A 10,950-nucleotide genomic window follows, 5' to 3' on the forward strand; every position below is an offset into this window, starting at 1 on the left:
TGCGAAGTTCCCGTTTGGGACGGCGTTCATGCTCGCGGACAAGACCTACGGGACCCCCACCGGCGGCGGGAACTTCTACATCTTCCAGGGGATCCCCGCCGACCGCCAGCGGGCCGCGTGGCAGTTCGTCCAGTGGATGACCGCGCCCGAGCAGGCCGCGCGCTGGAGCGAAGCGTCGGGCTACGTCGCGGTCCGCAAGTCGGCGTTCGGGGTCGCGTCGTACAAGGCGTACACGGACAAGTTCCCACAGGCGCTCACCGCTCGCGATCAGCTGGCGTACGCACAGGCCGAGCTGGCCACGCACCAGAGCGGACAGATCCAGCTGATGTACTCAGACCACCTGCAGGCGATCCTGACTGGCAAGGAGACCGTGGATCAGGGGCTGCGGACCGCGCAGCAGAACGCGGACAAGATTCTCGCGCCGTTCCAGAAGAAGTAGCATCCCGGTCTTCATGCGGATCACGTTTCTCGGGACCGGCGACGCGTTCGCGAGCGGCGGTCGATTTCACACGTGCATCTTCGTCGAGGCGGGCGCGGACCAGTTCTTGGTCGACTGCGGCGCGTCCGCGATCACCGCGTTGCAGCAGCGCGGCGTGGACACGGCCTCGATCGGGACGATCTTCCTGAGCCACCTCCACGGTGATCACTTCGGCGGGTTGCCGTACGTGATCATGGACGCGCACTTCGTTCGGAAGCGCACCGCGCCGCTGCTCGTCGCCGGACCGCCCGGGACGTCCGCGCGCATCATCGCGATGATGGACGCGCTCTATCCGGGCGCGTGGGCGGAAGGCTGGCGGTTTCCGCTGGAGATCGTCGAGCTCACGCCCGGGCAGCCGCGGGCATTCGGCGCGACAACGGTCACTCCGTACCTCGTGCGGCACGAGAGCGGAGCGCCGCCGTTTGCGCTGCGCTTCGAGCGCCACGGCAAGGCCTTTGCCTTTTCGGGAGACACCGAGTGGACGGACGCCCTGACGGACGCGGCGCGGGGCACCGACCTCATGATCTGCGAGTGCAACTCCTATGATCGCAAGATCCGGTTCCATACCGATCTACCGACGCTGCTTGCGCATCGCGACGCCCTCGACACCAAGCGTCTCATCATCACGCACCTCGGCCCGGCGATGCTCGCGCATCGAGACGCGCTGCCCGTCGAGCACGCCGACGACGGGCTGGTTATCACCCTGTAGTCCGCGTGCGACCGCGCGAGGCAGGCGGTCCTAGGGCCGGTATTCCTCCTCCAGCAGCCGCCGCACCGCCGGGGCGCCGGGGGCGAGTCTCTCCGCGGCGAGCGGCGACTCCCGGAACCGCGGCAGCCTCGCTTCGAGCGGCCGGCTGGGGACGCGGTAGATGAGGCCCGCGATCTCGCTGTCCCGTTCCGTGACGGCCGCGAGCGCCTGTTCGTGGCGCGCCGGATCGTACGCGGGGTCTGCCTGCAAGTTCTGCAGGCGCGCCCGCCACCACGGATAGGTCCGGACGCGGTCGTATGTGGGGCACGGGCTCAAGATGTTGACGAGCGCGAACCCGGCGTGTTCGATGCCGCCCGCGATCAGCCGCGTGAGTTGTGCGACGTCGGTGCTCGTGCCTTGCGCGAGATAGGTGATCCCGGCGGCCAGGGCGAGCCGCAGCGGATGGATCGGTTCCTCGACGGCGCCCGCCGGCGACGACGGGGTGGTCGTGCCGGTGGCCGTCGTCGGAGACGTCTGTCCTTTCGTGTTCCCGTACACCCCGTTGTCCATGACGACGTACGTCAGGTTCGCGTTGCGGCGGATCGCGTGAATGACGTGGTTGAGGCCGATGCCGTACCCGTCGCCATCGCCGCCGGCGGCGACGACCGTTAAGTCGCGGTTCGCGAGCGCGATCCCGGTGGCGATCGGCAGCGTGCGGCCGTGGTGGACGTGAAACCCATAGGCGCCGAAGTAGGACGTAATCTTCCCCGAGCACCCGATCCCTGAGACCAGCACCACTCGGTGCGGGGCGAGCGCGAGCCCCGCGCAGGCGTCCTGGAGGGCGCGGAGGACGGCGAAGTCGCCGCACCCCGGGCACCACGTGGCGCGCGGCCCGGTGAACGCTCTGGTTGTCGTCGTCACGGCCATCACACACCTCCCGCGGGACGGAGGCCGCGCGGCGCCGGCGGTTGCGGGTCCGGCGTCCCGCCGGCGATCTCGCGCAACCGCGCCTCGATCTCGCCGGGCATGAACGGCAGGCCGTCGTACTTGCGGATCGCGGCGAGCTGGCCGCGGCCGCCGGCGTACGCCCGGATCAACGTGGCGAGCTGTCCGGTCGCGTTGTGCTCGACCACCGCCACACGGCGGACGCGGGAGATCTCCGATTCGACCTCGTGCGCCGGAAACGGCCACAGACAGCGGATCTGCAACAGCCGGCCGCGGATCCCGTCCGCCGCCAGTCGCTCGAGCGCCTCGCGGGCGGGGCCACAGGGCGCTCCCAGGGTGACGACGAGGATGTCGTCGCCGTCGCCCTCTGCGTGCGTGCCCGCCAGGCGCGTCCAAACGTCGCAGGTCTTCCGCAGCCGCTTGTCGACCATCGTACGCCGCACGCCCGGGTCCTCCACGTCGATCACGCCGCGGTCGTCGTGCGCATCCCCGGTGCTGAGGAACACGGTCCCCTCCTGGCCGGGGACCGCGCGGGGCGAGATCCCGCTCGCGGTGATCGCGTAGCGCCGATACGCGCCGGCGGCGCGCGCGGCGTCATCGCTGAGCCGCTCACCCCGGTCGACCCGGACGCCCTCGACGGGCAGCCCGCTGCTGGTGCGCTTCGTGAGCACGAGGTCCTGATCCACCGCGACGATGACCGGACACTGGTACCGCTCTGCGAGGTTGAACGCCTCCGCCGTGTCCGAGAAGCACTCCTCGAGCGTGCCCGGCGTGAGCACGATCCGCGGAAACTCCCCGTGGGACGCGTAGACGAGATGCAACAGGTCCGCCTGTTCGTGCTTCGTCGGCATCCCCGCGCTCGGGCCGGGCCGCTGCGCGGCGACAATGACGGCGGGGATTTCCGCCATGCCGGCGAGTCCGAGTGTTTCCGTCATCAGGGAGATGCCGGGCCCGCTGGTCGCCGTCATCGCCCGCACACCGGCGTACCCGGCGCCGAGTACCACGCCCAGGGCGGCAATCTCGTCCTCGGTTTGGACCGCGGCGCCGCCGACCGCGGGCAGGTGCTCGGCCATCCACTCCAAGATATCGCTGGCCGGCGTGATCGGGTAACTCGCATACAACCGGCACCCGGCCGCGAGCGCGCCGAGCGCGATCGCGTCGTTCCCGGAGAGGAAGAACCGTGGTGGACCGGACGGCGCCGGCAGGCCGCCCCCGCGGGCGAGTGCGACGGCATGGCCGCCCAGGTGCGCATCCGCATAGCGCCACCCCGCCTCGTACGCGGCGGCGTTCCGCTGTCGCACCGTCTCGCTCTTGCCGGCAAACTGGAGGGAGACCGTCTCGCGCACGGTCGCCGCGTCGAGGCCGAGCAGGCGCGCGGAGACGCCCAGGGCGACGACGTTGCGCATGATGCCGTCGCCGGCCTGCGCGGCCAGCCGGCTCAGCGGCGCCGCACACGCTGTCCCCGCGGTCGTCTCCCGGCGCACCCGCCCGTCGTCGACCACGAGCAGACCGTGTGGCCCGAGACCGCCCGCGTGGTGCGAGACCGTCTCGTCGTCGAGCGCGACGACGCAGTCGAGCCGGTCGCTCCGTCCCCCCAGCGGACGGTCGCCGATCCGGACCTCGTACGATGTCGGGCCGCCTTTGATCACCGGCGGAAACACTCGGAAGGTGCGGACCTCGTGGCCCGCCCGCGCCGCCGCCCGGGCGAACGCCTCGCCGGCGGAGTCCACGCCTTCGCCGGTCTTCCCCCCGATCAGCCAGCTCAGCTCACGCGCCATCGTTGGGCCTCCCGTTTGTTCCCCGCGTCGCGGCCGTCGTGCGTGTCCCGCCCGCGCCGTCGGCGGCCGTCCGCGCCTCCACGCCTTTGATCAGCCGGTAGACCGTCCGATGCGCGGGGACGGCGATCCCCGCATCGTCGGCCTGCGCGATTAGGGCGCCCGTCAGCGTTTCGATCTCGGTCGGCCGACCGCGCTCGACGTCATGCACCATCGACCCGTGGTGTGTGTGCGCGTCACCCATCGCGCGGTGGGCGTCGATCGTGACCAGCGGGTCGTGCAGTAGCGAGATTCCGCGCGCTCGCGCCACCGCCTTGCCTTCGTCGACGAGCGTCCGGAGGAGGGCGTAGGTGTCCGGGTGGGCGTAGATCCGGGAGAGGGGGAGCCCGGTGAGCACCGGGAGGGGGTTGACCGCGGCGTTGAAGATGAGCTTGCTCCAGATTGCGCCGCGGGGGTCGTCGAGCACGTGGACCTCCATCCCGGCCTGCTGCAACAACTCGCCCCAGCGGTCGGCGTCGGCTGGTGCGGCGCGGTACGGACCGAGCCACGTGGGGCCGATCTCCTTCTGCACGATCTCACCGGGGCCGGTGAGCGCGCCGGCGTTCATCGTGACCCCGTGGCAGATGCGCGCGTCGCACACCTCCGCGATCGTCTCGGCGTTTCCGAGACCGTTCTGTACCGTCAGCACGACCGCGGAGCCGAGACGGGAGGCGACCGAGGCGACGGCGGCGCGCGTCTCCGGTCCCTTGACCGCGACCAAGGCGTGCGTGAACGGCCCGCGCGACAGACCCGCAGGGTCGGCCGCTGCGGCCGGACGGGTCTCGAACTCGCCGGCCTCGCACTCGGTGCGGACAGCGAGCCGCAGGCCGCGGCAGCGGATCGCCTCGACGTGGTCTCGCCGCACGTCGAGGAGTTCGACCTCGGCGGCCCGTCCGAGGCGGACCGCGTAGATTCCCCCGACGGCGCCGGCGCCGATCACCAGCACGCGCGCCCGCGGGCGGTCCGGTGTCATCCGACCACCTCATATCCTTTGCCGAGGTAGGCGGAACGGACGCCCGGGTGCTCGAGCAGCTCGTCCGGGCGGCCGCGCAGGACGATCCGGCCGCGCTCGATGACGCAGACCCGGTCGGCGATCATCATCGCGACCTTGACGTTCTGTTCGACGAGCACGACGGCGAGGTCGTCGGACCGACACAACGCCTGGAGCGCCTGCGCGATCTCCCGGGTCACGCGCGGCGCGAGGCCGAGCGACGGTTCGTCCAACAAGAGGACGCGCGGACGGGACATCAGCCCCCGGCCGATCGCCCACATCGCCTGCCGGACCAGGACGCCGCCGACGAGTACGAGCGCCGGCCCCGGCGTGAACTCGGGAAGCGTATACGGGTCAGCGCCCCACGCCGTCAGCGCGAGGCCTCGCAGCGCCATCGACACCCCGAACGTGATGATGACCAGCGTGAGCGGGTGGCCGGCGCGGGCCTGACCCGCCGTGAGGTCGTACGCCGGCTCCACGGCCAGGCGTTCCATCAGCGCGCCGATCCCGCACACGGCACCGACGGCCAGGAGGGCGGCCACGCCGAGCGAGAGGTGCCACGCGAGCAGCGTCGCGCATAGGAGGGCGCCCAGCATCGAGAACTCTCCCTGCGCGAAGTTCAGTACGCCGGTCACGTTGTAGATCAGGACGAACCCCAGCGCGACCAGCGCGTAGATGCTGCCGACGGTGAGGCCCGTCAGCAGGAACTGTGGGAGCAGGGCGAGCATGGCACGGCGGGGCGGGCGGGACCGGCCCCATCCTCCCCGGTTACTTCCAGACCGCCCAGGTGCCGTGCCGGATGACGACGAGCACCATGTCATTGGTCGTCAGGCCATTGTGATCCTGGGGCGACATGTTGAACACCCCGCCGGTGCCGACGAATCCGTGAAGGTGCTCCAGGTAGTCCCGGATCTTCGCACGGTCCGGGCCGACGTGCCGCAGCGCGTCGGCGAGCATGGTGATCGCGTCGAAGGCGTGGCCGCCGAAGGTGTTGGCCGGGTAGTGGTTCGTCGCGTCGAAGTCTCTGGCGTAGGCGGTGAGCAGCGCCTTCTGAGGATCGCCGGCGGGAAGCCGTCCGACGACGAGCAACTTGCCCGAGGGGAACACCACGCCGTCCGCGGCCGGTCCGGCGAGCTGGATGAACGCCTGGTTCGCGATGCCGTGCGACTCGAGAATCGGCGTCTGGAGGCCGAGTTGGCGAATGTTCTTGGCCGCGATCGACGCCGTCGGCGGCGTGCTCCAGACGACCATGACGTCGGGGTTCTTCACCCGCGCACGGGCGACCTGAGCGCTGAGGTCCGTGGCGGTTGCGGCGAACGGCTCGCTGTCCACCAGCGTGATCCCGCGCGGGCGCGCAAACGTTTCCAGTCCGACCATGCCGTCCTGGCCGAAGTCGTCGTTTCGGTAGAGAAACGCGAACGTTTTGGCGTGGAGCGCGACGAGATACTCCATCGCCTTCGCCGCGGCGATGCTGTTGCGTTGCGGCGTCTGAAACACCCACGTCCGGCTCGGGACGCTCAACGTGGTGCTGGCCGCGAGCGACAGGTAGGGGACGCCCGCCTGCATCGCGTAGTCGGCCATCGCCTGCGCCTCGGGACTGGTCGTGCCGCCCACAATCGCCACAGCGCCGTCTTCGGTGACGGCCTTCTTCATGAGCAGCAGCGCCTTTGTCGGATCGGTTTCGCTGTCGTACGCAATGATCTGGACCGGGCGCCCGCCGATCCCGCCGGAGAGCTGTGATTGCAGCATCGTGGCGGTGTCTTTCTCGGGCTTCCCGAGCGAACTGCCGGGTCCGGTCACCGCAAAGATGGCGCCAATCTTGATGGGGGCGCCCTGGCCCCGCGCGGCGGGGGCGGACACGAGCAGCCCCGCGGCGAGCAGGGCGACGAGCGCCAAGCCGGTCAGGGTTCGTCCACAATTCGGCAACACGGTCACCTCCTCCAGTAGCGCACGCATTCGCGCACGGCTCATCAGAGCGCCTCAGCGGCCACCTCGGCGAGGTCCTTGACGGTGACGCCGTTTTCCTCTTGGGCGGCGAGGCGCCGGAGGTGAGCGCCGCACAGCGGGGACGTCGTCACGACGGTGTCGCCATCGCCCAGCGCACCCCGCGCCTGGCCGAGCCGCTTCCGCCCCCACCATGCCGCCTGGTCCGGGTACGCCTCGGGAACGCCGGCGGCGGCGCCACAACAGTACAGGTACTCGCGGCGCAGCGGCGTTTCGCGTACACGCAGCCCGGGGATGCGGGCCAGGATCTCTCGCGGCGCGTCGAGGACCTTGCAGTATCGCCCGAGATGACAGGAGTCCAGCAGGACCACCTCGGTTTCGACGGGCCGCCGGAGTTCGAGCGAGCCCTCTTCGAGCAGCCGATGGAGAAACAACAGCAGATGCGCGAACGGGAACGCGATCTCCTCGGCGAGCCCGTAGTGCTTCGCCGGGGCGGTCCAGGCCTGGTAGCCGGTGTCGTCGAGCGCCACGACCTGCGACGCCCCCGCCCGGCGAACGACGTCGGCGACCTGCCGGATCGCCTGGCGGTTCATGGCCAGGAACCGCTGGACGTCGCCAGCCGCGAGCACGGGCACCGCCGTCGCGATCTCCGACGCCCCGAGCGTCCCCACGGTGAGTCCGGCCGCCCGCAACAGCCGCACCGCCGCCGCGAGCGCCGGCCAGAGCGTCCGATCGTACGGGGCGTGGCCGTCGAGCAGCAACAGCACGTCCGCGCGGCCGCCCCGGCTCACGTCCACGACGTCGCTGCCGGTCGCGCGGATCCAGCGCGTCGCGCGGGCGCGCGGCTCGCCGGTCGCCGTGCCGTGCTCGATGAGGCGCTGGGCGAGCGCGCGGAGCCCGCGCGGGACCACGTCCCAGCCGAACCGGTCGAACAGCCACTTGCGCTCGGCCAGCAGGATCCCGTGGATGTCCCAGGTCTCACGCGGCAGCGTCATGAAGGGCTGCATCAGCGGGACCCGGTTGCGGGAGAAGCACAGCTCCTGGCACCCGCTGCAGAGCAGGCACGTGTACACGACGTCGCGCGTTCGCGCGTCGTGCGGGTCCACCTCGAGCCCGTCGGCGAGGTCCCGCGCGAGCATCGTCCGCCCGTAGGCCGTGTACGCTTCGTGGCGATAGTAATCCCATGTCGGGCAGACGGGTTCGTTAAAGATGTCCTGCCGCCACACGGACTCGCCATACGCTTTCCGGTACGGCTCGGTGAGCGTGAGGATGCCGCGCTGCATCTCCTCGGTGCAGAGCCGGCAGGTGTAGCACTCGTGTAGATCGATCCCCTTGGCTTCGATCTCCCGCCGCAGCGCGCTGCCGGGGACGTGCCGCAGCGCCGGGTTGGTCTCGCGGGCCTTCGCGGGCGCCGTCCGCCGCCCGCGCGGTCCGATGCCTGCCCGGGCGGCACGCCGGCGCGTCATCGCGCCGCCCGCGGCCGCGCCCGTCGGCTGGCCGGCGTCCCCGTCGCCGCGACTCGCCTGCGTCGGGAGGCGCTCACGCGATTGGCGCGGATGCCGTTTTTGCCCGGGGCGATGATCCCGTTCGGATCGAGCGCCCGCTTGATCTGCGCGCAGACGTCCTGAAACACCGGGTCGAGGCGCCGCATCGTGTGTTCCATGAACGCGACGTTCGTGCGGTACGGTAGGTATCCGCCGTCGCAGAACGCGTCGGTCAGCTCGCCGTAACACCGCATCGCCTGTGCCATCTCGTCCGGCTGCTTGTGCAGCAGCATCATGACGTGATGCTGGTCTCGGCTCGCGGCGATGAACTCGCCGATGTAGTCGAACCCGTGCTTCCAGAAGATCGGCCGCGCGATCTCCATGTGCTTGCGCGCCTCTTCGCCGAAGAGCGGGACGACCGGTGCGACGAACGCGTTTCCGCCGCCCCGCCACGACAGCCGGCTGTACTCCACCATCGACGGGACACCGGTCATGTTTCGCACCTTGTGGTCCCAGTACGGGCTCTGACGCGCCTCCTCGATGTCCAGGATGGTGGCCTGCGGGAGCTCCGTCCTGGCCTTCCGACGGACGGTCTCCGCAACCTCGGCCACGACCGTCGGCGATCCGTAGACACACCCGGCGATGTTCCAGATCCCGAGCATGCGCCGCCGCGCCTCCGTCCGCACCCACGCCTCGGGGACCGGCTTGATCCCCCCGGTCAGCGCCCACGGATATTCCGCCTCGGCCGCGAGCGCCAGCAGCGCGTGCGCGACCACCACGGCGCTCGGCAGCGTGTGCGTGATCTTGAGCGGACGCAAGAAATCCATGATCGCGACGATATCCTCTTCCTGCGGGGTCGTCATCAGGATCGGCTGGTACGCGGGCGGCTCCGGCATCAACCAGATCCCGAGCTTCGTAACGATGCCGTAGTTGCTGGCCGTGAACAGGCCGTCGAGATACGGGCCGTATCCCCATTTGAAGATGTGCCACGTGCGAGAGCCTGGGAGCGCGCCCGACCCCGTGCGGAGCACCCGTCCGTCGGGCAGCACCACCTCCATCCCGCACGAGAACAGGAAATGCTCCCCATATGGGGTGTACCCGACGCCTCGCTCCACGGTATTCCCGAGCGGCCCCGCGCCCGGCGCCGTCGCCGGCGGGTCGAGCCACAGCGGCAGGTTGTGGTCGCGCAGGTGCTTGTAGAGCTGCGCGTACGTGACCCCCGGCTCGACCACGGCGTAGGCGAGCTTGTCATTGACCTCGAGGATCCGGTTCATCCGGCCGAGGTCCACGACGACGTTGCCAGGATCGACCGCCATCATCCGCCCGTACGCGATGTTCTTGCCGGTGCTGAGCGGCCACAGCGGGATCCGCAGCGCGTTCGCCGCGCGGGCGATGCGACCGACCTCCTGCACCGAGCCCGGCCGCACCACGGCCGATGGCCAGATCGGGGGAACCATGATGACATCGTGCGCATAGGGGACGAGCTCGGCGGGAGACACCGATACGTGGGCGTCACCGACGATCCGGGAGAACTCTCGAACGGCGCGGGCGAACGTGCGTGCTGTCACGCCACGGGGGAGCCTCGCAGGTCGTCCGTTGACCCGAGACACCATGTGCCATTGTCCTCCAGGGGACTGGCCTTGGTCCGTTCGGAGGGTAACCGCCGTTGTGGGGTTACGCGGGCGCCGCGGGAAACACCTGCCCACAGGACATCGTTCGCGGCCGCCTAATCTCATGGTAGGCGCGGTCGCCGGCACGATCCCGGGAATCCGCGGCGACGCATGCCCGTTGCGCAGGAGGATGCGTTCGTGAGTGCGATCCAGGTGACGTCGACGGCAGGGGAGACGCTGCAGCCCAACGACCTGCTCGAGATGCTGTACTACATGCGGCTTCAGCGGGCGGTCGAGGACCGGGGCATCAAGCTCTACTACCAGGGGCGCGTCCCCGGCGCGTACTTCACCGGGTTCGGGCACGAGGCCACGGTCGTGGGGGCCGCGTACGCGCTCGGGCCCGACGATCTTCTGGCGCCGATGCACCGGGATCTCGCCGCGTACATCATGCGCGGCATGCCCGTCCGGCAGGTATTCGCGCAATTCCTCGACCGCGAAGGCGGGCCGACGCGCGGCCGGGATGGCAACGTCCACATGGGAGATCCGAGGCTCGGCATCCTGCCGTTCATCAGCCACATGGCGGCGTCGGTTCCGGTCGCGGCGGGGATGGCCCTGGCGTGCCGGCAGCGCGGAGAGCCGCGCGTCGTGTTGACCTACTTCGGCGACGGCGCCACTAGCACCGGCGCCTGGCATGAAGGCGTCAACTTCGCGGCTGTGTTCCGCCTGCCGCTCGTGCTCGTGCTGGAGAACAACCAGTACGCGTACTCGACCCCGCTCGACCGCCAGACCGCGGCCCGGGCGTTCATCGACAAGGCGCCTGGGTACGGCATCCCCGGCGTCGCCGTCGACGGAAACGACGTGGTCGCGGTCTATGACGCGGCACGGGATGCCGTCGCCCGCGCCCGCGACGGTGGCGGGCCGACGTTGATCGAGTGCCGAACGATGCGGATGCGGGGTCACAGCGAAGCGGACCGGTTCACCTACGTGCCCCCGGCG

Annotated in this window: 10 protein-coding genes; 3 read left to right on the forward strand and 7 right to left on the reverse strand. The window is 70.4% G+C overall.

Going from position 1 to position 10,950, the window contains the following annotated elements; all coding sequences use genetic code 11:
- Both VKZ50_10810 and VKZ50_10815 read left to right on the forward strand, forming a co-directional pair.
- A partial coding sequence (locus VKZ50_10810) for an extracellular solute-binding protein (protein HLJ60211.1) occupies positions 1-439 on the forward strand: 439 nt, incomplete at its 5' end.
- 13 nt (positions 440-452) lie between these two features.
- Positions 453-1,187: an MBL fold metallo-hydrolase gene (locus tag VKZ50_10815; GenBank protein HLJ60212.1), complete on the forward strand. Its 735-nt coding sequence runs from the start codon at positions 453-455 to the stop codon at positions 1,185-1,187.
- A gap of 30 nt (positions 1,188-1,217) precedes the next feature.
- Here the strand turns inward: VKZ50_10815 and VKZ50_10820 are convergent, their stop codons facing one another.
- The 7 genes from VKZ50_10820 to VKZ50_10850 are packed head-to-tail and all read right to left on the reverse strand — an operon-like array spanning position 1,218 to position 9,912.
- Complete coding sequence (locus VKZ50_10820) at positions 1,218-2,093, reverse strand: thiamine pyrophosphate-dependent enzyme (protein HLJ60213.1); 876 nt, start codon at positions 2,091-2,093, stop codon at positions 1,218-1,220.
- Entirely contained in the window at positions 2,093-3,889 is a 1,797-nt protein-coding gene (locus VKZ50_10825) for a 2-oxoacid:acceptor oxidoreductase subunit alpha (protein HLJ60214.1), read from the reverse strand. Before VKZ50_10825 ends, VKZ50_10820 begins: the two co-directional genes overlap by 1 nt.
- Positions 3,879-4,898 carry a ketopantoate reductase family protein gene (locus VKZ50_10830; protein ID HLJ60215.1) on the reverse strand — a complete coding sequence of 340 codons (1,020 nt, stop codon included), beginning with the start codon at positions 4,896-4,898 and terminating at the stop codon, positions 3,879-3,881. The genes VKZ50_10825 and VKZ50_10830 overlap by 11 nt, the downstream gene beginning before the upstream one ends.
- Entirely contained in the window at positions 4,895-5,644 is a 750-nt protein-coding gene (locus VKZ50_10835; protein HLJ60216.1) for a hypothetical protein, read from the reverse strand. Before VKZ50_10835 ends, VKZ50_10830 begins: the two co-directional genes overlap by 4 nt.
- Before the next feature lie 40 nt (positions 5,645-5,684).
- Positions 5,685-6,887: an ABC transporter substrate-binding protein gene (locus VKZ50_10840; GenBank protein ID HLJ60217.1), complete on the reverse strand. Its 1,203-nt coding sequence runs from the start codon at positions 6,885-6,887 to the stop codon at positions 5,685-5,687.
- Positions 6,887-8,326, reverse strand: coding sequence for a (Fe-S)-binding protein (locus VKZ50_10845; GenBank protein HLJ60218.1), 1,440 nt, complete (start codon positions 8,324-8,326; stop codon positions 6,887-6,889). The genes VKZ50_10840 and VKZ50_10845 overlap by 1 nt, the downstream gene beginning before the upstream one ends.
- Positions 8,323-9,912 carry an FAD-binding oxidoreductase gene (locus VKZ50_10850; GenBank protein ID HLJ60219.1) on the reverse strand — a complete coding sequence of 530 codons (1,590 nt, stop codon included), beginning with the start codon at positions 9,910-9,912 and terminating at the stop codon, positions 8,323-8,325. The genes VKZ50_10845 and VKZ50_10850 overlap by 4 nt, the downstream gene beginning before the upstream one ends.
- Positions 9,913-10,152: 240 nt before the next feature.
- Between VKZ50_10850 and VKZ50_10855 the strand changes: the two genes are divergently transcribed.
- Positions 10,153-10,950 (forward strand): thiamine pyrophosphate-dependent dehydrogenase E1 component subunit alpha (locus VKZ50_10855; GenBank protein HLJ60220.1); only part of this gene is annotated, 798 nt, incomplete at its 3' end.

The sequence above is a fragment of the bacterium genome (assembly GCA_035295165.1).
Lineage (GTDB): Bacteria > Sysuimicrobiota > Sysuimicrobiia > Sysuimicrobiales > Segetimicrobiaceae > JAJPIA01.

Coding starts and splice junctions, on each gene's coding strand:
- VKZ50_10830 (HLJ60215.1), bottom strand. CDS start 4,898: ATGACACCGGACCGCCCGCGGGCGCGCGTGCTGGTGATCGGCGCCGGC.
- VKZ50_10825 (HLJ60214.1), bottom strand. CDS start 3,889: ATGGCGCGTGAGCTGAGCTGGCTGATCGGGGGGAAGACCGGCGAAGGC.
- VKZ50_10835 (HLJ60216.1), bottom strand. CDS start 5,644: ATGCTCGCCCTGCTCCCACAGTTCCTGCTGACGGGCCTCACCGTCGGC.
- VKZ50_10815 (HLJ60212.1), top strand. CDS start 453: ATGCGGATCACGTTTCTCGGGACCGGCGACGCGTTCGCGAGCGGCGGT.
- VKZ50_10840 (HLJ60217.1), bottom strand. CDS start 6,887: ATGAGCCGTGCGCGAATGCGTGCGCTACTGGAGGAGGTGACCGTGTTG.
- VKZ50_10820 (HLJ60213.1), bottom strand. CDS start 2,093: ATGGCCGTGACGACGACAACCAGAGCGTTCACCGGGCCGCGCGCCACG.
- VKZ50_10845 (HLJ60218.1), bottom strand. CDS start 8,326: ATGACGCGCCGGCGTGCCGCCCGGGCAGGCATCGGACCGCGCGGGCGG.